Raw genomic sequence first — 25,609 nt, forward strand, 5'->3', positions numbered from 1 at the left:
GGTGGTCTGCGGGGACTCGGGCTCGGGGGCGGCCGGTGCGGGTGCCGGTGTGTAGGGGCGGCCGCGCGCGGGGGCGGCGAGGTCGCGCGGGGAGGACCGGAGGAGGTCAGCGCTAAACTGAGCCATGTCGGCAATCCTTGTCGTGAAAAGAGTTGTAGTTGCTGGCCACGGCCCCGAGCGCTGAGAAACGCTGCGGGGTCATTCTTCTGCTCGGTTCTTTCGAGAAGAAGCGTAGGGCATGTTCGGGGTCGATGGCACCGCTACCGCGAAGTCGTCGCCTTTAGTCCTTGATTTCGCTGTTCCCCCAGTTCAGTGCCTATTTCAGGCTTAGATATAAAGCAGTATGAATTGATATGTATGCCTGATTTGTTCATGGTTGTTCGAGGGGTGTCGCTGGATTCTCAGCCGCCCACGGTCCCGGCTTCGACGACCTCACCGTGGTCGCTCTCCACCACCACGTGCACGCCCCTCGGCACCTTTCCGTCGAGCGCGGTGAGCAGGTCGTCGGTCGACGGCAGGTCGTCGGGGGTCCGGACGTCGATGTACATCGTCTTCGACACCATGTCGACGTCGCTGACGGAGGCTCCCGGGGTCTCGGAGAGCCACTGTTCGGCCGCCTTCTTGGCGTGTCCGCTCCAGGAGGCGATGAGGAACGTGGTGGTGGTGTTGACCGCCATGGGGATGAACACGGCGATGAACAGCAGGACCAGGACGGCCCGGGTCCGGCGGGCGGTGTTGCGCCTGGCGCCGCCGGGGCCGTAGCCGACGAACGCGAACACCACCATGCCCGCGGTGGCCAGGCCGAAGAAGTTCGACAGGAACAGCACGAGCGCGCCCAGCGCGGGCCACAGCGCCCCGTGTTCCAGGCACACCCCGACCACGACCAGCGGTGGAACCAGGGAGATGGCGATGGCTACCCCGGGCAGCACGGCCGCGACATCGCGTCGGGCCAGTGCGACGGCACCCGCGAAACCCGTCGCGATGGCGGCCAGCAGGTCCATCAGGCGTGGTGACGTGCGGCCGGAGATCTGGCTGTTGGAGAGCAGGTCGTAGCTCTGGGGCAGGGACAGCGACATCACCGTGCCGACCCCGATCACCATCAGGCAGCCGAGGACGACGACCTTGAACGACCCGGTCCCGCGCCGCTGCAGGGAACCCAGCGCCATCCCCATGATGGGGGTGGACAGCGGGGCGATGATCATCGCCCCGATCACCGTGGCCGTCGCGTCGGTGATCACCCCCGCCGCCGCGATGACCGACGACAGCAGCAGCATGGTCCAGAACGAGGAGCGCTTGGCCCGCGCGTCCCCCACGGACAGGTCGAGATCCTCCGCCAGTTCGTCCACGGTCCGGCGCTGGGACTCGGGGACGACGCGTTCGAGAATTGCGCTGAGCATGGGCCGAGTATCGCCGCCTGTGCGGCCCCGACCAGGGGTGACACGTCGGGGACCGCGGTCTTCGCGCTGTGTTCGCCCTCGCTGTCCACAGCCTCGGCGGCCACTGTTCACGCGAGGTATACATGGTGTGTATAGTCGCGGCTACGTCACTCCCGCAGACCCTTCTCGGGTTACTGGAGACCGGCCTCCAGCACGGAAGCGCGGCTACGACGTGCTCTTCGAGGTGGCCGGAGGCACGGAGGACCCGCTGAGCGGTATGCGGAGCATGCTGCTCGCCGGGGCGGTCGCCTGCCTGGCCGTGGTGGCGGCAGGGCTGCTGGTGGGAACCGTTGGAGCAGGTGCGCGAACGCAAGCGCGTCCACGCGGTGCTCACCGCGTTCGGTACCCGTAGGCGGACCATGGCGGGCTCCCTGCTGTGGCAGACCGCTCTGCCGCTGCTGTTGGGCATGGCCGTCGCGACGGCGGCGGGGCTGGCGCTGGGCGCTCTGCTCATGAGGCTTGCCTTCGTGCCCGTCTCTTTCGACGGGGTGTGGGTGCTGGCCCTCGCGGGCTCGGGCGCCGCCGTCGTCCTCGCGGCGACGCTGCTGGCCCTGCCCGCGATGCTGCGCACGATGCGTCCGGAAGGACTGCGCACGGAGTAGCGTCCCGGGCGGCAGGCAGCAGACACCGGACGTCGGGGAAAGGAACGGCGATGCCCGACTACACCGTGACCGTCACACGCGAGGGGGACCTGTGGGCCGTGATTATCGACGGCCTGCCCGAGGGCGTCGCGGGTGCGATCGACTACACGCGCCTGGACCGGGTGCGCGACGAGGTGCCCGAGGCGATAGCGGACCTGACCGACTCCTCCCCCGAGGACTTCACGGTCACCTGGCGGTGGGAGAGGGAGCCGTGAGCGCGGTGTCCCGCGTCAGTCGGGGGCGGGGCCGGTGGAGTCGCGGATGACCAGGTGCGAGGGGAGCAGCACGTTCCGGTCGGGGGCCTGGACCGTGGAGCGGGACCGGTTCTCCAACAGCAGTTCCACCGCCCAGCGCGCCGCCTCGTCCTGCGGCCCGGCCAGGGTGGTCAGCGCGGGCACGCAGAAGTCCGCGCCGAAGATGTCGTCGTAGCCCACCACGCTGACCTGCTCTGGCACGGCCACCCCGCGTTCGGCCAGGCGGCGCATCACCCCGATCGCCAGCAGGTCGTTGTGCGCCACGACGGCGGTCGCCCCCGTGACCAGCGCGGCGTCGGCCGCCGCGCCGCCGCCCTCCACGTAGGGCGGGAACGGGCCCAGGCGCCGGGCCTCCAACCCCAGGTGTTCCGCGCTCGCGCCGAGCGCCTCCCACCGCTGTCCGGCCAGCCACGAGTGGTGCGGTCCCGACAGGTACACCATGGACCGGTGCCCCAGTGAGGCGAGGTGCTCCACGATCTGGCGGCTGCCGTCGCGGCTGTCGACCACGGCGCTCGGCAGGCCCCTGACCTCGCGGTTGACCAGGGCCAGGTTGTGCTCCTCGGCCAGTTCGCAGATGCTCTCGTCGCTCATGCGGCTGGAGGCGAGGATGAACCCGTCCACGGACCGGGCCAGGTGCTCGATCTTGCTGCGCTCGGTGTCGGCGGACTCCTCGGTGTAGCTCAGGATGAACGAGATCCCCGCGGCGGCGGCGCGCCGCTCGGCGCCCCGGATCGTGCCGAAGAAGTGCGGGTTGGTGACGTCGGGCACCAGCATCGCGACGGTGGCGGTCCGTCCCGACTGCAGGGCGGTGGCCAGCGGGCTCGGCCGGTATCCCAGGCGTTCGGCGACTTCGAGAATGTGTTCCCGGGTGGCGGTGTTGACCCTGCGGGGGGTGCGCAGCGCGCGCGAGACCGTGGAGGCGGCGACGTCCGCCTCGCGCGCCACGTCGTAGATGGTGATCCGCTTCGGGGAGTTCATGGGCCTTTTCTACTCTTTATGGCAACTTTTGGCAATCGCTTGCCATGGAACGAACACGAAACCTAGGGTTCACAGAAGCTTCTAGTGAGGGGCGTCACGCGGCCCTCACCTGCGCAGACGTCCGTAACAGTCGAGTGGAGCCCCTCCGGATGGCAGACACACCCCCACAGCCCGACAACCGGCCGCCGCGGTCACGCCCGCGTCCGGTGCGTTGGCTGGAGACGGCCGAACTGGTCACCGGAGCCCTGCTCCTGGCGATGGTGTTCGTGCTCATGCTCGTCCAGGCCACCCAGCGCCACCTGCCGGTTGAGGGCTGGGCCTGGACCGGTGAGCTGGCCCGCTTCGGGCTGGTCTGGCTCACGTTCTCACTGGTCGGCTACCTGATGGGCCGCGACGAGCACATCACGCTCAAGGTAACCGACCTTTTCCTGGGCGACCGCGCGCTGCGCGTCGTGTGGGTCTTCGCCAACCTCGTGGTCGCCGCGGTGGGCGTGCTGCTCTTCCTGGAGGCGGTCGAACTCGTCTTCGGCGGGTCCCCGCAGAAGACCTCGATCCTCCAGATCCCGCTCACCTGGGTCTACGTCATCCCGCTCGTCGGCGTGACACTCATGACGCTGCGCGCCGTCGCCAACGCGGTCCTGCTGCCCGCACCTCCCCAGCGCGAGCACCGCACCACCGAGGAAGGGGAGGCCGCCTGATGGAAGCCCTGCTCGTCATCACCGGCATCCTGGCCCTGCTCCTCCTGCGGGTGCCCATCGCCTTCGCGATCCTGGGGCCGTGCCTGGCCTACATGCTCATCGGCGGCCAGTCCACCGGGCTGAGCCTGCGCACCGCGGCCATGGAGGCCAACAGCTTCCCGCTCCTGGCGGTCCCGCTGTTCATCCTCCTCGGCGTCGTCGCCAACCACACCGGCATCGCCGACCGCCTCTTCGGTTTCGCCCGGGTGCTGCTCGGCCGTACCCGCGGCGGCCTGGGCTACGTCAACATCGGTGTGAGCGTCGGCTTCTCGTGGATCAGCGGCGCTGCCCTGGCCGACGTCGCGGGCATGGGCAAGATGATGGTCCCCGCCATGACCAAGGCCGGGTACCCCCGCCGCTTCTCCCTCGGTCTCACCGCCTCGACCAGCCTGATCAGCCCGATCATGCCGCCCAGCATCCCCGCGATCATCTACGCGTCGGTCGCGGCGGTCTCCACGGCCGCGCTGTTCGCGGCGGCGGTGGTGCCCGCGCTGCTCACTGCAGGCGGGCTGTCCCTGCTCGTGTTCCTGTGGGCGCGCAACAAGCCCCACCTGGCCGGTGAGAAGGCCGAGAAGGGCGAACTGGGCCGCGCCACCCTGCGCGCGCTGGGCCCGCTGGGCGCCCCCGTCATCCTGCTCGGCGGCATCCTCAGCGGACTGTTCACCCCGACCGAGGCCGCGTCGGTCGGTGCCGCCTACGTCCTCGTCCTGGCTTTGTGCTACCGCAAGCTCAACGGACGGGCCCTGTGGACGATCGCGGTGGAGACCGTCACCACGGCCGCCTCGATCACCGTCATCCTCGCCGCCTCCGGCCTCCTCGGCTGGGTGCTGGCGCGCGAGCAGGTGCCTCAGCAGGTCGCGTCCTTCCTACTGGGCGTCACCGACAACGCCACGGTCCTGCTGATCCTGGTGGCCCTCGTGCTCATCCTGATCGGGACCGTGCTGGAGCCGATCGCCGCACTGGTGATCACCGTTCCGGTCCTGCTCCCCGTCGCCGTGCAACTGGGCGCGGACCCCGTCCACTTCGGCGTGATCACCATCATCTGCCTGATGATCGGCCTGCTCACACCGCCCATCGGAGGGGTGCTCTTCGTCCTCGGGTCGGCGACCCGAACGCCCATGCACGAGGTGTTCCGCGGCACCGCGCCGTTCCTCGTCCCGCTCGTGGCGGTCCTGCTGCTGCTGATCCTGTTCCCCGACCTGGTCCTGTTCCTTCCCGGACTGCTGAACCTCTGACCCGACCGACATCCGTCGCACCCTTCACTAGGAGGAATCCCCCGTGAGCAAGACACGTTTCCTGGCCCTGATCCCCGCCGTGGCACTCGCCGCGACCGCGTGCAGCGGTTCCGGCGGAGGCGGTGAGGACACCGCGGACGGCGACATCACCCTCAGCTTCTCCAACAGCTACACCGAGGACCACCCGCACACCCGCTGCGGCATCGACCTCGTCGCCGAGCGTGTCGCAGAGTCCGACTCGGGCATGTCCGTCGACACCTTCCCCAACAGCCAGCTCGGTGCCAACACCGAGACCTTCGCCTCCGTGATGTCCGGTGACATCGACCTGGACGTGCAGGGCTCCTCCGCGCTCAGCGCCTCCTACTCGCCGATCGGGGTCATGGACTCCGCCTACGTCTTCCGGGACGCCGACCACCTCTTCTCCTTCTTCGACTCCGAGGCCTCGGCCGACATGAAGGCGGAGTTCGAGGAGGCCACCGGAACCAAGATCCTCGACGTCTGGTACTTCGGCGACCGCCACTTCACTGCCACCGAGCCGATCCGCAGCCCCGAGGACCTCGACGGCCTGCGGATGCGCTTCCCCGACTCGCCCACCCACCTGGCCAACGCCGCGGCCCTGGGTGCCGACCCGACCGCGGTCGCCTTCGAGGAGGTCTACCTCGCCCTCCAGCAGGGCACGGTCGACGGCCAGGAGAACCCGATCCCGACCATCGAGGGCATGAACTTCGTCGAGGTCCAGTCCCACGTCAGCCTCAGCAGCCACTCCGTGGGCTCGCAGATGATCGTCGTCTCCGGCGAAACGTGGGACTCCCTGTCCGCCGACCAGCAGGAGACCCTCCAGCAGGCCGTCAGTGAGACCCGCGCCGACAACCGCGCCTGCATCGAGGAGGCCGAGCAGGAGATCACGGACCGCTGGGAGTCCGAGGGAGCCATCGAGATCGTCGACGACGTGGACGTCGAGACCTTCCGCAGCCAGGCGCAGGAGTACTTCGCCGAGAACATGGACGCCGAGCAGTACGCGCTGTACGAGGCCGTCCAGGAAATCGAGTAGGCGAAGCGGGACGAGGGGGAAGAAAGGCCACGACGCATGCTGCGTTCCATTGCCACCGTGTCACTCAGCGGGACCCTGGAGGAGAAGCTCCAGGCCGCGGCCCGGACCGGGTTCGACGGTGTGGAGATCTTCGAGAACGATCTCATCGGGTCGGCGCTGCCGCCCCGGGAGATCCGGGCCCTGGCGGAGTCGCTGGGACTGACGATCGATCTTTACCAGCCCTTCCGTGACTTCGAAGGTGTGGAAGAGGCACTGCTGGAGCGCAACCTCCGGCGCGCCGAGGCCAAGTTCTCCCTCATGGTCGAGCTAGGCGTCGACACGGTCCTCGTGTGCTCGAACGTCGCCACGGCGACGGTCGACGACGACGCCCGCTCGGCCGCCCAGCTCCGCAGGCTCGCCGAGACCGCGGAGCCCTACGGGGTCCGCGTCGCCTACGAGGCGCTGGCGTGGGGGACCCACGTCAGCGACTACCGCCACGCCTGGCGCCTCGTCGAGATGGCCGACCAACCGGCCCTGGGCACCTGCCTGGACAGCTTCCACATCCTGTCCCGCGGCCACGACCCGGCGCAGATCCGCGACATCCCCGGGGAGAAGATCTTCTTCCTCCAGCTCGCGGACGCGCCCCTCATGCCCATGGACGTCCTGCACTGGAGCCGCCACCACCGCTGCTTCCCCGGCCAGGGCGCGTTCGACCTCACCGCGTTCACCGGCCACGTCCTGGCCGCCGGCTACCGGGGACCCCTGTCCCTGGAGGTGTTCAACGACGTCTTCCGCGCCTCCGACACCGAGCGCACGGCCGCCGACGCGTTCCGGTCCCTGGCGGTGCTGGAGGACGACGTGGCCCGGGCCGGGGCCCGCGCTGATTCATCCGATGGTCCGCCTGTCGAGCTCACCCGCCTGCCCACCCCGACACGGGCGCGGGGATACGCGTTCGCCGAGGTCGCCGCGCCCGAGCACTCCATCGACACGGTGCGCGGCGCCCTGCGCGCCCTGGGACTGCGCCACACGCGCGACCACCGCTCCAAGCCGGTCCAACTGTGGAGCGGCGGGGGCGCGCGCATCCTGCTCAACGCCACCGACCCCCAGCTCGGGCACACCTGGAGCGGCGACGCCGCGGTGACGGCGCTCGGGGTCGACGTCGACGACGCCCGCGAGGCGATGCGGCGGGCCGAGCGGCTGCTGGCCCCGCCGCTGCCCCGGCGGCGCGACCCGGCCGAGTCGGAGCTGGACGCGGTCGCCGCACCCGACGGCACGTCGGTCTTCTTCTGCCCCGCCGACGCGGCGGAGACCGAGGGCTGGCTGGCGGACTTCTCCGTCCCCGGCCCGGACACCGAGGAGCCCGGGGAAGGGGAGGCGCCGCTCACCGGGATCGATCACGTGGGCCTGTTCCAGCCCTTCGACCACTTCGACGAGGCGTCGCTGTTCTACCGCTCGGTGCTGGGCCTGACGCCCGACGACGGCGTCGAGCTGGCGGCTCCCGACGGCATGGTGCGCAGCCGGGCGATGAGCCGGGACGGTGCCGTGCCGCGGATCGCGCTGAACGCCTCCCTTCTGGGCCGGGGACCGTTCGAGGACCCGCGCGGGGGGCCGCAGCACATCGCGTTCGCGTGTGCGGACGTGTACGCGGTCGCCGCCCGGATGCGGGGCCACGGCGCGCGCCCGCTGCGCATCCCGGACAACTACTACGACGACCTCGCGTGCCGGACGGAACTGGAGCCCCAGGAGATCGCGCGCATGCGGGAGGCCGGTGTGCTCTACGACCGTGCGGGCGACGGCGAGTTTCTGCACTTCTACACACCGATGCTCGACGGGCGGCTCTTCCTGGAGGTCGTGCAGCGCGTCGGTGGGTACGCGGGCTACGGCTCGGCCAACAGCCCGTTCCGGATGGCCGCCCAGAGAGCGGAGGAGAGCCGGTGAGTGACTCCTTCCTCGTCGGGCTCATCGGGACCGGGATCGGCCCGTCGCTGACCCCGCCGATGCACGAGCGCGAGGCGGCCGAACTCGGGCACCGGCTCATCTACCGGACCATTGACATCGCCGAGCTGGGCCTGCCGCCCGAATCGGTGGGGGACCTGGTCCGTACCGCCCCCCACCTGGGGTTCAACGGGCTCAACATCACCCACCCCTGCAAGCAGTTGGTCCTGCCGTCCCTGGACGGGCTCACCCCCGAGGCCGCCGCCCTGGGCGCGGTGAACACGGTGGTGTTCGACGCGGGGCGGGCGGTGGGCCACAACACCGACTGGTCGGGGTTCGCCCGGTGCCTGGAGCGCGGGCTGCCCGATGCCGCGGTGCGTGACCGCGTGGTGGTTCTCGGTGCCGGGGGCGCGGGTGCGGCCGTGGTCTACGCCCTGCTCGACGCGGGTGTGGGCGAGGTGACCGTGGTGGACGTCCGCGCGGAGCAGGCCGAGGAGTTGGCCGAACGCCTCGGCGCGCACTTCCCGAAGGCGGTGTGCCGGGGGCGTGGGACGGGGGAGCTCCCGGACCTGCTGAGCCGGGCGGACGGCATGGTCAACGCCACGCCGATCGGGATGGCGCACCATCCGGGCAGCCCGGTGCCCGGGGACCTGCTGTGCCCGTCGATGTGGGTGGCCGATGTGGTCTACCGTCCCCTGGACACCGAACTGCTGGGGCTGGCCGCGTCGCGGGGCTGTGTGACGGTGTCGGGCGGCGAGATGGCGGTGTTCCAGGCCATCCACGCGTTCGGCCTGTTCACCGGCCTGGAGCCGGACAGTGGCCGCGTGCTCGCGCACTTCCACAGCCTGCTCGACTGAGCCGGGTGTTCGGGAGGGCCGCCGGAGTGCTGACCGGCGGCCCTCCCGTCGTCTCCGGTGCTCAGCCCTCGCTTCGGCCCGACCGCTCACGCGGCCCCTTCGGCGTCGTGGGCGAGGGCCGAGGGGGTCAGTCTGCCGACGATGGCCGGGGCCTCGTGGACGAGGGACCCGTCCTCCACCGCCTCGACCATGAAGCGGGCGTAGTCCACGCGCCGGGTGATGTTGCTGGCCAGGACGGGGTCGCCCACGTGTCGGCTCCAGACCGGCAGGCCCTGGCTCTCGCCCTCCTCCAGGTCGCTACCGCGCACCACCGTCCACCGGGTGTCACTGTCGAAGACCCGTCGGCACGCCTCCACCTGGTCGTCCACGTCCACGACGCGCAGGAGCTTGGCCAGCCGCCCGAAGACCGCCTCGTAGAGCTTGAACCGGCGGCTGTACACGTCCTTGCCGTCGCGGCTGATGTGCCAGCCGCAGGAGAACACCAGACGGGCACCGGGACGCGCGTGGTCGAGTACGGCCTGGGCCGTGCCGGAGGCGTAGTGGTGCACGCCCCACGGCACCAGCACCGTGAGCACGGCGTCGCACCCCTCCACCGCCCGGGCGATGACCGCTCGGTCGTCGGTCATGCCGGGGACCACCGTGATCCGGTTCTCGAACTCGGCGAGCTTGTCCGTACTCCGCTCCCGGCAGACTCCAGTGACCTCGTATCCGCGCTCCAGCGCGTGGCGCACCATGTGGCGCCCGAGCTTCCCGGACGCGCCGACCACGCAGATCCTCTTCCCCGCCCCCGGAAGTCCGGTCCGTTCTCCGTGTGCCATGGCCCTCTCCCCACTCTCGACTTACACCGTAAGTTACAGCCTTGCGGTGTAAGGTTGTCAAGGTTCGCGAACGAGGAAGGGAGACCTGTGTCCACGGATCCGGATGGTGCGCCGCGCCGCGATCCGCTCAGCGAGGAGGCGGTGCTGCGCACGGCGGTCGCCATGGCGGACGAGTCGGGCGCCGGAGTGCCGAGCATGCGCGGGCTCGCCAAGCGGCTCGGGGTCGAGGCCATGTCGCTCTACCACCACGTCCGCAACAAGGAGGCGGTCCTGGACGGCATGGTCGACCTCGTCTTCGACGAGATCGAACTCCCGCCGGAGGGCGCCGACTGGCAGGAGGCGATGTGGCGGCGGGCGGCCTCGGTGCACGGCGCCCTGCTCCGCCACCGGTGGGCGGTTGGCCTGATGGACTCGCGGACCAGTCCCGGACCCGCGACCCTGCGCCACCACGACGCGGTCATCGGCTGCCTGAGGTCGAACGGTTTCTCGACCGCGGGGGCGGCACACGCCCTCTCCGTGCTGGACGGGTACGTCTACGGCTTCACCCTCCAGGAACTCAGCCTGCCCTTCGCCTCGCCCGAGGAGTTCGAGGACGTGGCGGGATCCATGGCGCAGCGGGTGTCCCGGGAGGAGTTCCCGCACCTGGCCGAGATGATCGCCGACCGGGCCGTCGGCTACGACTACTCCGAGGAGTTCGGTATCGGGCTCGACCTGATCCTCGACGGGCTGTCGCGGCGGCGCGAGCACTGGCGCTGACCCATCCCCGTCCGGTCGGGTGTGATGCAGGGATCCCTTACGGGACAGGCGGTTCGTCTTGCGGAGGAAAAGGAGGTCGCCCGCTTCTTCGAGGAGGCGGAACTGCTGGAGCCCGGTGTGGTGTCCGCGTCGCCGTGGCACCCGAGTGCGACCGGGGCCGGTGGCATCAGCGAGGTCGACCAGCACGGGGACGTGGCCTGAAAGCGCTGAGAGTGCTCGCGTTGTGACCCTTCAGTAAAAATGCTCTTTGTGCATGAATGCGCATCGTGTATTTATTGACGCCTCCGGGAAGGGGGTCATCAGCGGTGGACGGCCCGCCGCGTACCCGCCCGTGCGAAGGACGTGGTGACGATGGCCTCCCCAGGACAGACGTCGAACATGAGGATCAGCCCCACCGAACTGCGCCGGTTGATACCCGCGGACCTGCTGGAACGGGACAAGTGCCCGTTCGACCCGCCCGAGGGGCTGCGTGAACGCCGTGGCCGCGGCCCCGTGCAGCCGCTGGAGCTGGCCAACGGCGCCACCGCCTGGCTGGTCACCGGGATCGAGGAGGCCCGCACCGTCCTGAGCGATGTGCGGTTCAGCTCGGACCGGACACGCCACCCGGCGGCCACCAAAGCGGATGGGGCCGCCCCCGACGGAGGGGACACCGCTGAGCAGGGCCGCACCGACGGGATGTTCATCTTCATGGACCCGCCGGAGCACACCCGGCTGCGGCGGCTGCTCACCGGCCAGTTCACCGTCCGGCGGATGCGGGCGCTCGAACCGCACATCCGCGACATCGCCGTCGAGCACATCGAGGCGATGCGCGCCGCCGGCACCGGGGCCGACCTCGTCCCGTCCTACGCGCTGCCGATCCCCTCGCTGGTGATCTGCGAGCTGCTCGGGGTCGACTACGCCGACCGCGCGCAGTTCCAGGAGCGCACCGCCGTCACCCTCGACTCCAGCGCGCCCGCCGAGGACCGGGCCCGCGTCGGCCTGGAACTGTACGCCTACATCCAGGAACTGGTCGCCGCCAAGCGCACCCGGCCGGGCGACGACATCCTCTCCGGTCTCATCCACGACACGGACCCGCCGCTGACCGACGCCCAACTGACCGACATGACCCTCGTCCTGCTCGGCGCCGGCCACGAGACCACCGCCAACATGCTCGCCCTGAGCGCCTTCGTGCTGCTGGAGAACCCCGACCAGTTCGCCGCGCTGCGCGGGGACCCGGCGCTGCTGGACCACGCGATCGAGGAACTCCTGCGCTTTTTGTCCATCATCCAACTGGGCGTCACCCGGGTGGCCGCCGAGGACCTCACGGTCGCCGGTACGCGGATCCCCGCGGGCTCCACCGTCATCATCGCCACCCCCGAGGCCAACCGCGATTCCCGGCACTGGGAGGGGCCCGATCTGCTGGACGTGCGGCGGCCCCGCGCCTCGCACCTGGCCTTCGGCCACGGCGTCCACCAGTGCCTGGGCCAGCAGTTGGCGCGGGCGGAGATGAAGGCCGGACTGGGCGAGCTGCTGAACCGCCTGCCCGACCTGCGCCTGGCGGTCCCGGCCGAACAGGTGCCGCTGCGCGACGAGATGCTGGTCTTCGGTGTGCACTCCCTGCCCGTGACCTGGTCCTGACAGCCGCCCCGTAGTCTGGCCGACAGGTCGGTCGTGAGGGAGGGCGTCACTGTGGTTCGGTCAGCGCGGTCGGCCGCCGCGGTCCCGGCAGGGGCCGGACGGCGGGAGCGCAAGAAGGCGGCCACCCGCACCGCGCTGCTGGAGGCGGTGCTGCGGCTGGTCGAGCGGCACGGTGTGGAGGAGGTGACCGTCGAGCGGATCACCACCGAGGCCGACATCGCCCCGCGCACCTTCTTCAACTACTTCTCCGGAAAGGAGGAGGCGATCGTCGCGCCCCTGGAGTTCGGGGCCGAGTCGCTCATCGCCGGGTTCCGGGACCGACCGCGGACCGAATCGGTTCTGACCGCCCTGCGTCAAGCCGTGCTGACCGTGCTGCCCGACACCGACCTGGGCCGGGAACGGGTCTGCGCTCTGCGGCTGATCGTACGGGCGCCCTCCCTCAAGCCCCAGCGGCTGGCCGTGTTCTCCGCCCAGGAAAGGGTGCTCTCCGAGGCCGTCGCCGAGCGCGTCGGGGCTGTGTCCGGTGATCTCTACCCCGACCTGTGCGCGGCGACGGCCCTGACGGCGATGCGCGTCGTCGTGGAGGGGTGGCTGGACCAGGCCGAGGGCGTCGGCGCCGCCCCTTCCCTGGCCGTTCTGCACGAGAGGGTGGAGGAGATGTTCGTCGAACTCGCCGCCGGGTTGGACCGGCCGGGCACGGAGTGAGCGCGCTCCCGGGTCCGGTCGAGGGATCCGCACCCGGGGCCGGGGCTCAGCGCGGCACCGGCAGCGCGCGGTCGAGGAACCGCTCCGCCATCCGGCGGTAGCCGTCGGTGTCGGGGTGCAGGCCGTCGGGCAGGGCGGAGGCGTCGCCGGGACCGAACAGGTCGAGGCCGTCGACGACGTGCAGGCGGGTGTCGCCGCTCTCCCGGCGCACGGCGGCGTGGTGGTGCAGCAGTTCCCGGATCCGGCCCAGGGACAGGGCGCCGTCCGCCAGCGGCTCGGGGCGGTCGACGGTGCGCACGCGGCCGTCCGGTCCGAGGAGGGTAGGCCCGGGACGGTCCTCGGCGGCCGGGCAGACGATCGGCGTGACGACGAGGATCGGGGTCTCGGGGTGGCCGTCGCGGACGGTGTCCAGGAAGCCGTGGAACGCGGGGACGAACGTGCGCAGGCGCATGGTGTCGCCGTTGACCACGTTGATCCCGAGTTCGAGGCTGATGGTGTCCGCGGGCAGGTCGCGGATGGTGCGCGCCATGAACTGGTCGAGGTGGCACTGGCCGCCCAGGCCGAGGTTGAGCAGGGAGTGCCCGCTCCGGCGGGCGACGATCGCGGGCCAGGTGGCTGTGGGGCGCTCCGCCTCCGAGCACTGGCTGATCGAGCTGCCGTGGTGCACCCACAGGGGGCCGCCCCCGGGGGCCGGCTCCAGGGACGCCCCCTCGGGGACGCGCGCGTCGATCAGCTCCAGCGCGGCCGAGGCGGGGAACCAGATCTCGACACGGCGCGGACCGTCCGCCCGGCCGAGGTCGAACCGTACGGTGACCGGGTCGGCCTCACGGCGCTCCACCTCCGCGCCGGTGGCGGGGTCGACGACGACCACGGTCGCGGTGTCCACCACCTCCGGTTCATGGAGGCGGCCGTCGACCACCGCGTCGAAGGCGCCGCCGCCCTCGGGTCGCGTGCCGCGTGGCAGGCGCACGGTGAGCCGCACGTCGAGTTCGATCTCCGGCGCGTCGGTGAGGGCCTCGATGCGTACACCCGAGGTCGTGGCGCTCATCTGGTCGAACCGGGGTTCGCCCAGCAGGGCCCGGCCCGTGGCTGGCGTGCGGTGGAAGACGGCGCCGCTGGGGCCTTGCGCCGTCTCGATCGCGCCGACGACGCAGTCGAGGAGGGGTGCGAGTACGGAGGGCACGGGGCCGCCCTTTCCTTGTGGTGGTGTCCGGTGGGGAATCGGTGTCAGAGACCGCGTGCGGGGTCCAGCAGCACGGAGCGGGCCTCCATCCAGTTCTGTCCGGTGAGGCGGCGGAACGCCTGGACGAGGTGCTCGCCGAAGTCGAAGGAGGGGTCGAGGAGCCACTGTGCCTGCAAGCCGTCCCAGACCGCGACGAACTGGCGGGAGACCTCGGCCGGGTCGAGGCCTGGATGGGCCAGCCCGGCCTCCTGGCGGTGGCGCACCAGGCGGGTGAAGCCCGAGGCGACCTCCCGGTTGCGCCGGGCGAGGAACTCCTGGGCCGGGTGGTCGGGGGAGGTGGCACGTCCCAGGAGCGCGGTGTGCAGGCGCATGATGTTGGCCCGTTCCTCCGTGGTGGCCACGAACTCGCGCAGGTCGTCCAGGATCGTGCCGGGGGAGCCGGGGAAGGGGCGCAGCGCGGCCTGTTCGTCGGACAGTTCCAGGGCCGCGACGAGCAGGTGCTCCCTGGTGGGGTAGTGGTACAGCGCCGTGGCCTCGCTGGTCGCGGCGCGTCGGGCGACCTCGGCGACGGTGACCCTCGCGTGCCCCTTCTCGCGCACGGTGTCGAGGACCGCGCGGGCGATGCTCCTGCGGCGCTGAGCCGAACGTGCGTAGGGGCCGCGCGACCCGGCCGGGGTGGTGGTCATGGGGATCACTGTAGGCCGACCCAAAACTTCTTTCCACTCGACTTTCATTCGGATGACATTGGCTGATCGCCCGGATTCTGCTCACTTCATCCTTGATCGCGCGTTATTTATTAGTACATACTCAGTTTTCATGAGGCCCGCGTCACATGAGGCTCATGAGCGTCGCCCAATGGGACAGGACCGCCGAACCGAAGGAGCCAGCCTTGACCACGCATCCCGACACCGCCCGCCTCACCCTGGAGGAGAGGGCCGCGCTCGGCAGCGGCGCCGACTTCTGGACGAGCAGGGCACTGGGCGGGATCCCCTCGCTCGTGCTCACCGACGGGCCGCACGGGGTGCGCCGCCAGGCCGGAACCACCGACCACCTCGGCCTCGCCGAGAGCCTGCCCGCCACCTGCTTCCCGCCCGCCGTCGGCCTGGCCCAGAGCTGGGACCCCGGCCTGGTCGGACGCGTGGGCGCCGCACTGGGTGCCGAGGCGCGGGCGCTGGGCGTCGACGTGCTCCTGGGGCCGGGGATCAACATCAAGCGAGACCCGCGCGGCGGGCGCAACTTCGAGTACTACTCCGAGGACCCCTTCCTCACCGGAGTCCTGGGCGGCGCCTGGGTGAGCGGCCTCCAGGGCATCGGCGTGGGCGCCTCCCTCAAGCACTTCGCGGCCAACAACGCCGAGCACGACCGGATGCGCTCCAGCTCGAACGTCGATCCGCGCACGCTGCGCGAGATCTACCTGCGCGCCTTCCAGAGGGTGGTCCGCACGTCCGCCCCGTGGACGGTGATGTGCTCCTACAACCGGATCAACGGCGTCTACACCTCCGAGGACCGCTGGCTGCTCACCACGGTGCTGCGCGAGGAGTGGGCGTTCGACGGCGTGGTGGTGAGCGACTGGGGCGCGGTGCAGGACCGCCCCGCCGCCGTCCGCGCGGGCCTGGACCTCCAGATGCCCGGCGACGGCGGCCGGAGCGACGCCCAGCTCGTCGCCGCCGTGCGGAGTGGCGACTGCCCGGCGGAGGCCGTCGACACGGCCGCCTCCCGCGTGGCGGCGCTGGCCGCCAAGGCAGCGGAGGCCCGCCCGGACACGGCGGGGCCCCTTGAAGTCGGTTCCGCCGACGCCGAGGCCCACCACGCGCTCGCCCGCGAGGCGGCGGCCCGGTGCCTGGTCCTGCTCAGGAACGAGGGCGGCCTCCTGCCGCTCGAACCGGGCGGCTCCGTCGCGGTGATCGGTGAACTGGCCCGGAACCCGCGCTACCAGGGCGGAGGGAGCTCCCACGTCAACCCCACGCGGGTGGACGCCCCGCTGGAGGAGATCCGCGCGCTGGCCGGACTGGTCGCCTTCGCCCCCGGCTATGCCGTCGGCCGGGACGGTGAGGCGGAGCCGCGCGGAGAGGCGGAGCCGCGCCGGGAGGCGGTGCGCATGGCGCAGGGCGCCGACACCGCCGTCGTCTTCCTCGGGCTGGCCGAGCACCAGGAGTCCGAGGGCTTCGACCGGGAGGACATCGAACTCCCCGCCGACCAGCTCGCACTCCTCGCCGACGTCGCGGCGGCCCAGCCCCGCACGGTGGTCGTCCTCTCCCACGGCGGCGTGCTCCGGCTCGCCCCGGTGGCCGACCTCGCTCCGGCGATCCTCGACGGCGCCCTCCTGGGCCAGGCGGGCGGCGGGGCGGTCGCCGACGTCCTGTTCGGCCGGGTCAACCCGTCCGGGCGGCTGGCCGAGACCGTGCCGGTCCGGCTGGCGGACGTCCCGGCCTACCTGAACTTCCCCGGGGAGAACTCCGCGGTGCTCTACGGCGAGGGGCTGTACGTGGGCTACCGCTGGTACGACGCGCGGGACACCGATGTGGCCTTCCCCTTCGGGCACGGTCTGTCCTACACCTCCTTCGCCTACTCCGACCTCGTGCTGGAGTCGGACGCGGCCGGGGTCCGGGCGCACCTGACCGTCACCAACACGGGCGACAGATCCGGTCGCGAGGTCGTGCAGTTCTACGTCGCCAAGCCGGACTCGGCGGTGTCCCGGCCGCCGCGCGAGCTGAAGGGCTTCACGGACGTGACGCTGGAGCCAGGCGGCAGCGAGCGTGTCTCGGCCCTGCTGGCCAGGGAGGACCTGGCGTACTGGGAGGTGCGGGCCGACCGCTGGGTGGTGGAGGGCGGCGCCTACACGGTGTCGGCCGGTGCTTCCAGTCGCGACCTGCGCGCCACCGCCACGGTCGAGGTGGAGGGGGACGCGCTGCGGCTGCCCGTGACACTCGACTCCACGCTCGGCGAGGTGATGGCCGATCCCAGGGCCGCCGCCGTCCTCGTCGAGCACGCCGAGGCCCTCACCGGGGGCGGTGACGGGTACGCGATGGGCACCGACATGGTGCGCATGATGGCCTCGATCCCCCTGCGCCGCCTGCTCGCCTTCGGGCAGGGGGACACCGCCTCCCTCGAAGCGCTCATCGCCGACCTCAACAGGGAGGGGTGAGGCGAGGTGCCGTGCCCGGCCGTAGGCGGCACGGGTCAGCACGTGCGTGCACGGTTTCGGCGGCCGTGGCGGCGCCGATCACGTTCGGCCGCACGGGGTGTCCGGGCGCCGGGTGCTCTGGTGTGGACACGGCTCATGGAAGGGTCCGTCTTCGGAGCCGCACGAACACAGATCAAGCCAATTGATTTGTCAAGGGCGGTGGTCCGTGCCCGTGCACAACGGCATGCCCCGTGGTCTCGGCCACGGCAGCGGGTGCCGGAACGGCCGACCGCACCCCGGAAGGGGGTTCCGCCAGTACCCCGAAGAACGGGCACTCCCCTCAAAAAGGGTTGGCCGGTTCTCTGGAGTGGCAAGGAAGGCATGAGTGGTGTTTCTTCGCTCCTGCTCCACCTAATGACTCGGGGGTAACCGATGAGAGCGACATTCATGTACGGCGCGGGCGACGTGCGGGTGGAGGAGGTGCCCGACCCCGTCATCCAGCAGCCGACCGACGCGATCGTGCGCGTGGTGCGCGCCTGCGTGTGCGGCTCCGACCTGCACCCATACCACGGGATGCCCGCCTCTGGGGACCCGGCCCCGATGGGCCACGAGTTCCTCGGCGTGGTCGAGGACCCGGGCTCGGAGGTGGCGAACGTCAAGCGGGGCGACTTCGTCATCGGCACCTTCGCCTACCAGGACAACACCTGTGACTTCTGCCGGGAGGGCTTCCAGACCGCCTGCCCCAACGGCGGCTGGTACGGGGCCGGCGGTGTGGGAGGTGCCCAGGCTGAGGCCGTCCGCGTGCCCCAGGCCGACGGCAGCCTCGTCAAGGTGCCCGCCTCCGTCGACTCCGACCTGCTCCCGTCGCTGCTGACGCTGTCGGACGTCTACCTCACCGGCTACCACGCCGCCCACATGGCCCGGGTCGCCCCGGGCAAGACGGTCACCGTGGTCGGCGACGGAGCCGTCGGGCTCTCGGCCGTCCTCGCCGCCAAGCGGAAGGGAGCCGAGCGGATCATCCTCATGGGCCGCCACAAGGTCCGTACCGACCTCGGGGTCGAGTGGGGCGCCACCGACGTGGTCCCCGAACGGGGCGAGGAGGGCCTGGCCAAGGTCATGGAGCTGACCGGCGGCCAGGGCTCGCACGTGGTCCTGGAGGCGGTCGGCCACATGCCCGCCTACGAGATGTCCTACGGTGTTCTGCGGCCCGGCGGCGTCATCTCCCGTGTGGGCGTCCCGCAGTACGAGGAGGCCCCGATCGGGTTCGGGTCCCTGTTCGGCAAGAACGCCACCCTCAACGGCGGCCCCGCGCCGGTGCGCGCCTACATCGACGCGGTGCTGCCCGACGTGCTGGAGGGCCGCATCGACCCGGGGAAGGTCTTCGACCAGACCGTGGACCTGGACCACGTCGCCGACGGCTACCGTTCCATGGACGCGCGCGAGGCGCTCAAGACCCTCGTGGTCCCCTGACCGGGACGGCGGGCCCCGGGGCCTCCTGCGCCCGCCTTTCGTCATCACAGGTCATATCCGCCGTTCAAGGGGTCAGGTGGCCCGGGGGCGCCGTACTGCTCATCGGTGACCCGCTCCAGCCACACCGTCTCCGGGGCGTCCGGATCGCCGGACCCCTCCCACAGGGCCAGGTGCTCCATGAAGGCGTCCGGAGCGGCGCCGTGCCAGTGCTCCTCCCCGGGAGGGGTGTACACCGTGTCGCCGCCGGGCCTCGATGACGGGCCCGCCCCGGGACTGGATGAGCGCGATGCCCGACACGATGTGCAGGGTCTGCCCCAGGACGTGGGAGTGCCAGTGCGTGCGGGAGCCGGGCGCGAAGCGCACCAGGTTCAACCGGGCCCGGGACGGCTCCCGGCCCGCGTCGACCACGTCCCACCAGGCGTCACCAGTGAACACCTCCCCCGGTGCCTTGGTGCTGGGCTGCCGATTCAGGATCTCCACGGGGTGACTCCTCGGATACGTGGATCGTGTTGGCCACCATTCAGGCACGCCTGACCGCTTCCCGTGTGGAAGACACGGCCGTCGCCGCCGATTTCCCGAGGCGGTCCGCCCGAAGACGAGCCGAGCGCTGCCGCACGGAGGCGGGAGCCCCTGGCGTTCGGGGTAACGGCACGACCTCCCCCGCCGCCGGGACGCCTAGCCTGGAGGCATGGACCAGGACGACCACCGCGCCGAGGTCCGCGAGTTCCTGAGCTCGCGGAGAGCGCGCATCACACCCGACCAGGCCGGGCTGCCCGCCTACGGCGGAAACCGCCGCGTCAAGGGGCTGCGCCGGGAGGAGGTCGCGATGCTCGCCGGGGTCTCCATCGACTACTACGTCCGGATGGAGCGCGGGAACCTCTCCGGCGCCTCCAACGGGGTTCTGGAAGCTCCGGCCCGCGCCCCGCAGTTGGACGGGGCCGAACACGAGCACCTGTTCACCCTCGCCCGGACCGCGGGCCGCAGCCGCCGATCGCGCCCCAAGCCCCCGGACAGCGTGCGGCCGCCGGTCCAGTAGATGTTCGACGCCATCACCGACGCGCCGGCCTGGGTGCGCAACGGCCGCCACGACATCGTGGCCATGAACCGCCTCGCCCGCGCCCTGTACTCACCCGTCCTCGCGGACCCCCGGCGCCCCGCGAACACCACCCGGTTCGTCTACCTCGACCCGGCCGCGCGCGACTTCTTCGTCGACTGGGAGAGCGTCGCCAACGACGCCGCCGCCATGCTCCGCCTGGAGGCGGGCCGTAGCCCGCAGGACCGGCTCCTGTTCGAACTCGTCGGTGAGCTGTCCACCCGCAGTGAACTCTTCCGGCAGCGCTGGGCCTCCCACGACGTGCGCTACCATCGCAGCGGCCGCAAACGGCTGCGTCACCCGGTCGTGGGCCAGTTGGACCTGGACTACGAGTCGATGGAGCTGATCTCGCAGCCCGGCCTGACCCTCAACGTCTACACCGCACCACCGGATGGCCCCGCCGCCGACGCGCTCGCCGTGCTCGCCTCCTGGGCCGCCACCCAGGAGACGGCCGACGAGGCGTCGGCGGGGGAGTAGCGCTCTACTCGGTGGCCGAGGCTCAGACCAGCGTGAACGTGGCCCGTGCGAACCGGGGGCCGGAGTCGGCCGCCGACGGCCGGTCGGCCACCACACGGACCACCGGGACCCCGTCCCCGGCCCAGGCCGGGGTGCCCCTCAACCATCGCAGCTTCTCGGTCACGTCGAAGCTGAACGTCAGACCTTCCCCGTGCGGCCCCGCTCCGACGTTCTCGAAGAAGGTCAGCAGCCCCACGAAGGCGAAACCCCTCGGGTCGGTGTCCTGCCGGTCGCCGCCGAGGAAGACACTGAAGGGCGGGCAGGGGCCCCGGGAGGCCCGCACATCCTCGAAAGTGAGCAGGACCCGGCCGCCGCGGTCGCCTTCCGCGGCCCTGTGGAGCATCTCCGTCCCGCCCGGTGCGGGCTCGGCGGTGACGGTGGTCCGTGCGGTCAGACGTGTCTCCCCCTTCGTTGCCGCGACCGGTGTGTCCGTTCGCCGCGGCGGGAACGTGGCCGGAGCGAACCTCGACCCGGCCGTGCCGGTGCCGTCGGTCAGCGAGTCGTACGTGTAGGTGTCGGAGGGGAACGCGAACAGGTCGCCGCGCAGAACTCGCCTGGACCCGTCCGCGTCACGCAGCAGATAGGGCTCGCCGGGTCCCCTGCGGCCGTGACCGGGCCGTACCGCCGGCCACCGCCAGCCGGTGGGCAGGGTGTGCGAGGGGTCGGACAGCCAGGCGTCCCACAGACGGTCGATGTTGCAGTGGTGCAGCCAGAACAACGGGTCCCCGGCGGCCGTGGGTGTCCGGCCCATCAGTCCGCCGACCGCGCTGTGCACGGCGTCGTGCGGCTGCCGTTCGAACAGGCGGGAGAATCCGAGGGGAGCACCGGGGGCGTCCCGGGGCGGGCGGAAGTGCCGCTGTGCCATCGCCTCACCCGGATCCACCTGGGCTGGAGACAGGGGTTCGGCGTCCCTGGACCGGCCCCCGGAGTCGTGCGGGGGGAGGTAGAGCGGGTTCTCCTCCGACCTTCCTCCGGGGCCGCGCAGGGTCCGCTGCCGAAAGGGGAGCGGGATCCTGCGGTACTCCGCCGAGCCTCTGCCGGGCTCCCGGTGGGCGTAGTTCCAGTACGGGAGCGCCCAGTCCGACTGGTCGCTCCGGCCCAGTTCCTCCACGATGACGCGCCGGACGATCCGTTCGAAGGAGTAGAGGTACCAGCGGTGCCACGGTAGGAAGTACCGGTTGCCGTGCGCGCACTGCCCCCACTCGGGTGGATCACCGGCACGGCGCGGTCCGGGCTTGCCGTGGGTGTACCACTGGAACACCCAGGAGTCGTACCGGTGCGGTGTGCGGTCCCGCCGCTGCATCCAGCCCACGGCCCTGGCGTACCAGTACAGGTGCGGATGCCAGGCGCCGGTCTCGGAGTCGAAGAGCGTGGCCACGTCTCGGCGCACGGAAGGGCCCAGGTGCGACTGCCGCGGCCGAACCGGTGCCGCGGCCTCGGCGTTGCCGGGCAGTCCCGCGCCGACGGCGAGGGCACCGGCGCCCGCTAGTAGGAGGGAGCGTCTGGACAGGCTCATGTCGTTCCTCCGGGGATGGTTGTCGGGGCCTGGGCACACGCGTCCCTCCCGGGGCCCTGTGGAACCGTCGCCGAGAGGCCACGGTTCTTGGCAAGGAGCGGAGAGCAACCCAGATTACTCACTCTGAGTGATTATAGTTACTAAGAGTGATAATTCTGGGTTGCTCCTGTGCGGTTTCCGGTGTTGCGCCCGCTCACCGCTCCGCGGGGTGTCGGCGAATGGCCGGTGTCCGGCTCGATGCCACCGGGGCCGACGCATTCATCGCGCGCCTTCCTGGGCTGTGGGTCCTGCGCCGTCGGGCGTGGTGAGGTGTCCGGCGGCGTCCAGGGTTTCCCGAATGTGCTGAGCGAGGTGGCGGCGGCCGGGGTCGTTGACCCAGCGCTCGAAGGCGACCTTGAACACGGCGATCCCGATTTCGGCCGCGAGCGCCGCGGTGGCGGCCTCCAGGCCGCGTGCGCACAGCGCGTGGGTGAGAGCGGAAGCGATCGCGGCGAGTTTGGCCAGTTCGCGTTCCTGGAGTTCGGGGTTGGCGGTGATGACGGCCTGACGTTGCCGTACCAGGTCAGCGCGTTCCTCGAAGTCGGGAGCGGCTTCGTTCAGGGCATGGGTGATCGCCTGGAGCGGCGGAAGTGCGGCGGGGGCGGTGGCCGCGGCGTCCGCGAGGGTCTCGGCGAGGGGGTTGCCGCCCGGGAAGAGGACCTCCCGTTTGTCGGCGAAGTGCCGGTAGAAGGTCCGTTCGGTGAGTCCGGCGCCGCTGGCGATCTCCGCGACCGTGGTGGCATCGAAGCCCTTGTGGTTGTAGAGCTCCAGCGCCGCCTTCTCCAGGCGGCCTCGTGCGTCGGGTTTCCATCGGCTCATGGTGCGACCCTACACCGCGATGGCAGGATCTGACATTAAAGTGATGACAGGGACTGTCGTCAGTGCTACGGTGATGTCATCAACTGACATCAGGGTTCCCTCCTCGCGGGACCCGCATCGGGAAGGCACATACCATGCTCGTATTCGTCACCGGAGCCTCCGGACACGTCGGTTCCGCCGTCGTGCCCGAGCTTCTCGGCGCGGGACACCGGGTCGTAGGTCTGGCCCGCTCCGACGAGTCCGCCGCCGCGTTGGCGGCTGTCGGCGCACAGGCACACAGAGGCGACCTCGACGACCCCGGCAGTATCGCCGAGGCCGCGGCCTCGGCCGACGGTGTCATCCACCTGGCCTTCAAACACGACGCCATGTTCGCCGGTGACTTCGACAGCGCGGTCGCGGCGGATCTGCGTGCCATCGAGACCCTCGGGGCCGCGCTTGAGGGCACCGGCAAGCCCCTGGTGAGCACGTCGGGAACCATGCTGCTGGCCTTCGCGGGGCTGGAAGGCGCCGCCACCGAAGCCGACGCCCTCGACGCGGGGCCGCGGATCGACGCCGAGAACGCCGTGGTCGGGTTCGCGGAACGCGGTATACGTTCGTCCGTCGTCCGGCTCGCCCCGACCGTGCACAGCAAGCTCGACCGCCACGGCTTCATCCCGGCCCTGATCTCCATCGCCCGGGCCAAGGGCGTCGCCGCCTACGTCGGTGACGGCACCAACCGCTGGCCCGCCGTGCACACGCTCGACGCGGCACGCCTGTACCGGCTGGCACTGGAATCCGCACCCGCCGGAGCGCGGCTGCACGCCGTCGACGACCAGGGGATCCGATTCCGGGACATCGCCGAGGCCATCGGCCGCCGACTCGACCTGCCGACGGCCAGCATCCCCTCGACGCGGGCCGAGGACCACTTCGGCTTCCTGAGCACTCACGTCTTTGCCGACAACCCGTCCTCGAACGCACTGACGCAGGAACTCCTCGGCTGGAAGCCAGCCCAGCCCAACCTCATCGAGGACCTCGGCCAGAGTCACTACTTCGACACCCCGGCGGGCACCACGGGCTGAGCCCGCCTCCCAGCCCCGCGCCGCACGGTTCGGCGTCACCACATCCGAACGGCACGGGCGAACCGGGACTCGGGGCCCAGAGATCCACGCGAGCGGATCGCACCGGAACCCGCCGAGGCGATCGCGGCTCAGAAGCCGGGGCGGTCGAAGAGATCGGGGTGTCCCATCCGGACGGATCCACCCCCGTCATCCGGCTGCCGCGACTGCGACCGGATCCGGCACAGGAGCGGCGATAGCGTCGTCATCGACCATCGGGCCGTCCGGCGTTCCACGGACACCCCGAGCACAGGGAGACCCCCATGGCTCCGACCGCCAGCCCGTACCGAGACGACCGCGCCGCCGGTGTGCTGCTCGCCGCCGCCTGCGGCGACGCCCTCGGCGTCCCCTACGAGTTCCGCCCCCGCCTCACGCAGGACCAGACCCCGCGGATGGTCGGGGGCGGACTCGGTCCCTACACCCCGGGCGAGTACTCCGACGACACCCAGATGGCCGTGTGCATCGCCCGCGCCCTGACCGAGACCGCCCCGGCCGCCATCCAGGAGAGCCGGGTCATCAGCTTCCCGCTACGGCTGACCGGGTCAGACGGGCGGCGCGGACGGCCTCCCTATTCGTCGTCCGCCGGTGATACTCGGCTCACACGGAGATGAGGCGGACCCGTTCGCCGCAGAGCTTGGTCATGTCGTCTATGTCGGAGGTCAGCATGACCACAGGCCGTTGCTGCCGAAGCGCGATCTCGGCCACAGCCGCGTCGATGGCGTACTTGTGGCCGTGCCGCCCAGCCCCCATCAACAGTGCTGAGGCCGCCTTCGCCTCCTCGTCGCCCACCGGAACGGCGCGCAGACCCGACAGCACCCAGTTCAGCCGGGCCTTGTTGGTGCGAGTGTGCACGGCCTCGATGATGGTGAGCGCGCAGATCACCACCTCCATGCCGCGCGAGCGTGCCTCCGCGATCAGGGACACCACAGTCTCGTCATCAGTGAGCAGCTTGGAGAGCCCTTCGCTGTCCAGAACCAGTGTCCCCTCGTGGCTCAGCCTGCGGCGGGCCACTGGTCTTCCTCAGCGAATACCTCGTCGAACACCTGCCGCGCCCGCAGCCGCGCCTGCTCGGACACCGGCCCCTTGCGGCTCTCGTAGTCGGCCAGATACTCGTCCAGTACCTGTCCCCGCAGCTCCCGTTCGACGGCCGTGGCGATGAACGCGGAGAACTCTCGCTTGCCGACCCGAGCCCGGATCGCCTCCGCAGTCCCCTCAGGAATGGACAGGCTGACCCGAGTCGCCGGCCCCTCACCGATGCTGTACGTCGTCTCGGACATGGCGCCGATTGTGTCAAACAAGTAGGAAACCAGCAAGCCTTGTGGAACACGCCCCGCCCCCACGGTGTCGGTGATGATCACCTGTCGCCATAAATGAGGTCCTCACCAAGGCCCGGCAGGCTGCCCCCCTCGCTGGGGCCCTACGACCTGCGGCATGCCTGCGTCTCCACCTGGTTGAACGCGGGGCCCCGGGTTTTTCACCACGTATTCGCCACAGCCATCCGTAAGCAGCCGGATCCGGCCGCCGCCAGCCGGGCCGTGAGTGTACGGACAAAAGAGAACGCCCGGCCTGTTGGTGCAGGTCCGGGCGTTCTCTCCACTGTCTCACGGTGGCGCACTCGGGAGGACTCGAACCCCCAACCTTCTGATCCGTAGTCAGATGCTCTATCCATTGAGCTACGAGTGCAGGTCTTCAATTGTGTGTCGCCCGGCGGGCCGTGCCCCCTGGCGACGTCTTCGACTCTACCACGGTGCCAGGA

The 25,609-nt window shown here is 70.9% G+C and carries 26 protein-coding genes, 1 tRNA gene and 1 pseudogene; 17 read left to right on the forward strand and 11 right to left on the reverse strand.

Going from position 1 to position 25,609, the window contains the following annotated elements; translation table 11 throughout:
• Positions 1-401: 401 nt before the first annotated feature.
• Positions 402-1,397: a DUF389 domain-containing protein gene (locus ACFHWE_RS11110; protein ID WP_416600862.1), complete on the reverse strand. Its 996-nt coding sequence runs from the start codon at positions 1,395-1,397 to the stop codon at positions 402-404.
• Positions 1,398-1,735: 338 nt separating this feature from the next.
• Here ACFHWE_RS11110 and ACFHWE_RS11115 point away from each other — a divergent pair, with 338 nt between their 5' ends.
• Both ACFHWE_RS11115 and ACFHWE_RS11120 read left to right on the forward strand, forming a co-directional pair.
• Positions 1,736-2,038 carry an FtsX-like permease family protein gene (locus tag ACFHWE_RS11115; protein ID WP_416600863.1) on the forward strand — a complete coding sequence of 101 codons (303 nt, stop codon included), beginning with the start codon at positions 1,736-1,738 and terminating at the stop codon, positions 2,036-2,038.
• Positions 2,039-2,088: 50 nt separating this feature from the next.
• Positions 2,089-2,292, forward strand: coding sequence for a hypothetical protein (locus ACFHWE_RS11120; protein ID WP_416600864.1), 204 nt, complete (start codon positions 2,089-2,091; stop codon positions 2,290-2,292).
• A gap of 15 nt (positions 2,293-2,307) precedes the next feature.
• Here ACFHWE_RS11120 and ACFHWE_RS11125 read toward each other — a convergent pair whose 3' ends face one another.
• Positions 2,308-3,309 carry a LacI family DNA-binding transcriptional regulator gene (locus tag ACFHWE_RS11125; protein WP_416600866.1) on the reverse strand — a complete coding sequence of 334 codons (1,002 nt, stop codon included), beginning with the start codon at positions 3,307-3,309 and terminating at the stop codon, positions 2,308-2,310.
• 149 nt (positions 3,310-3,458) lie between these two features.
• Here ACFHWE_RS11125 and ACFHWE_RS11130 point away from each other — a divergent pair, with 149 nt between their 5' ends.
• Genes ACFHWE_RS11130 through ACFHWE_RS11150 form a run of 5 tightly spaced genes read left to right on the forward strand, consistent with a single transcriptional unit; the run spans position 3,459 to position 9,103 of the window.
• Positions 3,459-4,007 (forward strand): TRAP transporter small permease, encoded by a 549-nt coding sequence (locus ACFHWE_RS11130; RefSeq protein ID WP_416600868.1) that lies wholly within the window; start codon positions 3,459-3,461, stop codon positions 4,005-4,007.
• On the forward strand, positions 4,007-5,281 hold the full coding sequence (locus ACFHWE_RS11135) for a TRAP transporter large permease (protein WP_416600870.1): 1,275 nt from the start codon (positions 4,007-4,009) through the stop codon (positions 5,279-5,281). Before ACFHWE_RS11130 ends, ACFHWE_RS11135 begins: the two co-directional genes overlap by 1 nt.
• A gap of 43 nt (positions 5,282-5,324) precedes the next feature.
• Positions 5,325-6,332: a DctP family TRAP transporter solute-binding subunit gene (locus tag ACFHWE_RS11140; protein WP_416600872.1), complete on the forward strand. Its 1,008-nt coding sequence runs from the start codon at positions 5,325-5,327 to the stop codon at positions 6,330-6,332.
• Between the two features lie 36 nt (positions 6,333-6,368).
• Positions 6,369-8,249 (forward strand): bifunctional sugar phosphate isomerase/epimerase/4-hydroxyphenylpyruvate dioxygenase family protein, encoded by a 1,881-nt coding sequence (locus ACFHWE_RS11145; RefSeq protein WP_416600873.1) that lies wholly within the window; start codon positions 6,369-6,371, stop codon positions 8,247-8,249.
• Positions 8,246-9,103: a shikimate dehydrogenase gene (locus tag ACFHWE_RS11150; protein ID WP_416600874.1), complete on the forward strand. Its 858-nt coding sequence runs from the start codon at positions 8,246-8,248 to the stop codon at positions 9,101-9,103. The genes ACFHWE_RS11145 and ACFHWE_RS11150 overlap by 4 nt, the downstream gene beginning before the upstream one ends.
• Positions 9,104-9,189: 86 nt before the next feature.
• Here the strand turns inward: ACFHWE_RS11150 and ACFHWE_RS11155 are convergent, their stop codons facing one another.
• The gene (locus ACFHWE_RS11155) at positions 9,190-9,921 is read right to left on the reverse strand and encodes an NAD(P)-dependent oxidoreductase (protein WP_416600876.1); all 732 of its coding nucleotides are present in this window, start codon (positions 9,919-9,921) and stop codon (positions 9,190-9,192) included.
• Positions 9,922-10,008: 87 nt separating this feature from the next.
• On the opposite strand from ACFHWE_RS11155, the gene ACFHWE_RS11160 reads away from it, so the two are divergent.
• From ACFHWE_RS11160 to ACFHWE_RS11175, 4 genes are all read left to right on the forward strand, one after another.
• On the forward strand, positions 10,009-10,677 hold the full coding sequence (locus ACFHWE_RS11160) for a TetR/AcrR family transcriptional regulator (protein WP_416600877.1): 669 nt from the start codon (positions 10,009-10,011) through the stop codon (positions 10,675-10,677).
• Between the two features lie 24 nt (positions 10,678-10,701).
• On the forward strand, positions 10,702-10,878 hold the full coding sequence (locus ACFHWE_RS11165; RefSeq protein ID WP_416600878.1) for an SAM-dependent methyltransferase: 177 nt from the start codon (positions 10,702-10,704) through the stop codon (positions 10,876-10,878).
• 177 nt (positions 10,879-11,055) lie between these two features.
• Positions 11,056-12,294: a cytochrome P450 gene (locus tag ACFHWE_RS11170; protein WP_416600879.1), complete on the forward strand. Its 1,239-nt coding sequence runs from the start codon at positions 11,056-11,058 to the stop codon at positions 12,292-12,294.
• Positions 12,295-12,345: 51 nt separating this feature from the next.
• Positions 12,346-12,999, forward strand: a complete 654-nt coding sequence (locus ACFHWE_RS11175; protein WP_416600880.1) for a TetR/AcrR family transcriptional regulator — start codon at positions 12,346-12,348, stop codon at positions 12,997-12,999.
• A 46-nt stretch (positions 13,000-13,045) separates the two neighbouring features.
• Here ACFHWE_RS11175 and ACFHWE_RS11180 read toward each other — a convergent pair whose 3' ends face one another.
• Positions 13,046-14,182, reverse strand: a complete 1,137-nt coding sequence (locus tag ACFHWE_RS11180; protein WP_416600882.1) for an SGNH/GDSL hydrolase family protein — start codon at positions 14,180-14,182, stop codon at positions 13,046-13,048.
• A gap of 44 nt (positions 14,183-14,226) precedes the next feature.
• Positions 14,227-14,868, reverse strand: coding sequence for a TetR/AcrR family transcriptional regulator (locus ACFHWE_RS11185; RefSeq protein ID WP_416600884.1), 642 nt, complete (start codon positions 14,866-14,868; stop codon positions 14,227-14,229).
• A gap of 203 nt (positions 14,869-15,071) precedes the next feature.
• On the opposite strand from ACFHWE_RS11185, the gene ACFHWE_RS11190 reads away from it, so the two are divergent.
• Positions 15,072-17,327 carry a glycoside hydrolase family 3 C-terminal domain-containing protein gene (locus ACFHWE_RS11190; RefSeq protein WP_416600885.1) on the forward strand — a complete coding sequence of 752 codons (2,256 nt, stop codon included), beginning with the start codon at positions 15,072-15,074 and terminating at the stop codon, positions 17,325-17,327.
• 411 nt (positions 17,328-17,738) lie between these two features.
• Complete coding sequence (locus tag ACFHWE_RS11195; RefSeq protein ID WP_416600887.1) at positions 17,739-18,776, forward strand: alcohol dehydrogenase catalytic domain-containing protein; 1,038 nt, start codon at positions 17,739-17,741, stop codon at positions 18,774-18,776.
• A 44-nt stretch (positions 18,777-18,820) separates the two neighbouring features.
• Here the strand turns inward: ACFHWE_RS11195 and ACFHWE_RS11200 are convergent, their stop codons facing one another.
• The gene (locus ACFHWE_RS11200; protein WP_416600889.1) at positions 18,821-19,009 is read right to left on the reverse strand and encodes a hypothetical protein; all 189 of its coding nucleotides are present in this window, start codon (positions 19,007-19,009) and stop codon (positions 18,821-18,823) included.
• Between the two features lie 455 nt (positions 19,010-19,464).
• Between ACFHWE_RS11200 and ACFHWE_RS11205 the strand changes: the two genes are divergently transcribed.
• The gene (locus ACFHWE_RS11205; protein ID WP_416600891.1) at positions 19,465-19,812 is read left to right on the forward strand and encodes a helix-turn-helix domain-containing protein; all 348 of its coding nucleotides are present in this window, start codon (positions 19,465-19,467) and stop codon (positions 19,810-19,812) included.
• Positions 19,813-20,346: a hypothetical protein gene (locus ACFHWE_RS11210; RefSeq protein ID WP_416600892.1), complete on the forward strand. Its 534-nt coding sequence runs from the start codon at positions 19,813-19,815 to the stop codon at positions 20,344-20,346.
• Between the two features lie 22 nt (positions 20,347-20,368).
• On the opposite strand, the gene ACFHWE_RS11215 is transcribed toward ACFHWE_RS11210, so the two are convergent.
• Together ACFHWE_RS11215 and ACFHWE_RS11220 are read right to left on the reverse strand one after the other, a co-directional pair.
• A complete protein-coding gene (locus ACFHWE_RS11215; RefSeq protein WP_416600894.1) occupies positions 20,369-21,901 on the reverse strand; it encodes a tyrosinase family protein in 1,533 nt (510 codons plus the stop codon).
• 258 nt (positions 21,902-22,159) lie between these two features.
• Entirely contained in the window at positions 22,160-22,759 is a 600-nt protein-coding gene (locus ACFHWE_RS11220) for a helix-turn-helix domain-containing protein (RefSeq protein ID WP_416600896.1), read from the reverse strand.
• 134 nt (positions 22,760-22,893) lie between these two features.
• Between ACFHWE_RS11220 and ACFHWE_RS11225 the strand changes: the two genes are divergently transcribed.
• Both ACFHWE_RS11225 and ACFHWE_RS11230 read left to right on the forward strand, forming a co-directional pair.
• Positions 22,894-23,817 (forward strand): SDR family oxidoreductase, encoded by a 924-nt coding sequence (locus ACFHWE_RS11225; protein WP_416600898.1) that lies wholly within the window; start codon positions 22,894-22,896, stop codon positions 23,815-23,817.
• A 299-nt stretch (positions 23,818-24,116) separates the two neighbouring features.
• Positions 24,117-24,335, forward strand: a pseudogene (locus ACFHWE_RS11230) (ADP-ribosylglycohydrolase family protein); the annotation flags it as partial.
• Positions 24,336-24,450: 115 nt separating this feature from the next.
• On the opposite strand, the gene ACFHWE_RS11235 reads toward ACFHWE_RS11230, so the two are convergent.
• From ACFHWE_RS11235 to ACFHWE_RS11245, 3 genes are all read right to left on the reverse strand, one after another.
• A complete protein-coding gene (locus ACFHWE_RS11235; RefSeq protein ID WP_416600900.1) occupies positions 24,451-24,864 on the reverse strand; it encodes a DNA-binding protein in 414 nt (137 codons plus the stop codon).
• The gene (locus tag ACFHWE_RS11240; protein ID WP_416600902.1) at positions 24,846-25,130 is read right to left on the reverse strand and encodes a hypothetical protein; all 285 of its coding nucleotides are present in this window, start codon (positions 25,128-25,130) and stop codon (positions 24,846-24,848) included. Before ACFHWE_RS11240 ends, ACFHWE_RS11235 begins: the two co-directional genes overlap by 19 nt.
• Positions 25,131-25,460: 330 nt before the next feature.
• Positions 25,461-25,536, reverse strand: a tRNA-Arg gene (locus ACFHWE_RS11245).
• Positions 25,537-25,609 lie beyond the last annotated feature (73 nt).

The sequence above is a fragment of the Nocardiopsis sp. LOL_012 genome (assembly GCF_048060475.1).
Taxonomy (GTDB): Bacteria; Actinomycetota; Actinomycetes; order Streptosporangiales; family Streptosporangiaceae; genus Nocardiopsis.

Coding starts and splice junctions, on each gene's coding strand:
- ACFHWE_RS11110 (WP_416600862.1), bottom strand. CDS start 1,397: ATGCTCAGCGCAATTCTCGAACGCGTCGTCCCCGAGTCCCAGCGCCGG.
- ACFHWE_RS11120 (WP_416600864.1), top strand. CDS start 2,089: ATGCCCGACTACACCGTGACCGTCACACGCGAGGGGGACCTGTGGGCC.
- ACFHWE_RS11125 (WP_416600866.1), bottom strand. CDS start 3,309: ATGAACTCCCCGAAGCGGATCACCATCTACGACGTGGCGCGCGAGGCG.
- ACFHWE_RS11130 (WP_416600868.1), top strand. CDS start 3,459: ATGGCAGACACACCCCCACAGCCCGACAACCGGCCGCCGCGGTCACGC.
- ACFHWE_RS11135 (WP_416600870.1), top strand. CDS start 4,007: ATGGAAGCCCTGCTCGTCATCACCGGCATCCTGGCCCTGCTCCTCCTG.
- ACFHWE_RS11145 (WP_416600873.1), top strand. CDS start 6,369: ATGCTGCGTTCCATTGCCACCGTGTCACTCAGCGGGACCCTGGAGGAG.
- ACFHWE_RS11155 (WP_416600876.1), bottom strand. CDS start 9,921: ATGGCACACGGAGAACGGACCGGACTTCCGGGGGCGGGGAAGAGGATC.
- ACFHWE_RS11165 (WP_416600878.1), top strand. CDS start 10,702: ATGCAGGGATCCCTTACGGGACAGGCGGTTCGTCTTGCGGAGGAAAAG.
- ACFHWE_RS11170 (WP_416600879.1), top strand. CDS start 11,056: ATGAGGATCAGCCCCACCGAACTGCGCCGGTTGATACCCGCGGACCTG.
- ACFHWE_RS11185 (WP_416600884.1), bottom strand. CDS start 14,868: ATGACCACCACCCCGGCCGGGTCGCGCGGCCCCTACGCACGTTCGGCT.
- ACFHWE_RS11195 (WP_416600887.1), top strand. CDS start 17,739: ATGAGAGCGACATTCATGTACGGCGCGGGCGACGTGCGGGTGGAGGAG.
- ACFHWE_RS11205 (WP_416600891.1), top strand. CDS start 19,465: ATGGACCAGGACGACCACCGCGCCGAGGTCCGCGAGTTCCTGAGCTCG.
- ACFHWE_RS11210 (WP_416600892.1), top strand. CDS start 19,813: ATGTTCGACGCCATCACCGACGCGCCGGCCTGGGTGCGCAACGGCCGC.
- ACFHWE_RS11215 (WP_416600894.1), bottom strand. CDS start 21,901: ATGAGCCTGTCCAGACGCTCCCTCCTACTAGCGGGCGCCGGTGCCCTC.
- ACFHWE_RS11220 (WP_416600896.1), bottom strand. CDS start 22,759: ATGAGCCGATGGAAACCCGACGCACGAGGCCGCCTGGAGAAGGCGGCG.
- ACFHWE_RS11225 (WP_416600898.1), top strand. CDS start 22,894: ATGCTCGTATTCGTCACCGGAGCCTCCGGACACGTCGGTTCCGCCGTC.
- ACFHWE_RS11240 (WP_416600902.1), bottom strand. CDS start 25,130: ATGTCCGAGACGACGTACAGCATCGGTGAGGGGCCGGCGACTCGGGTC.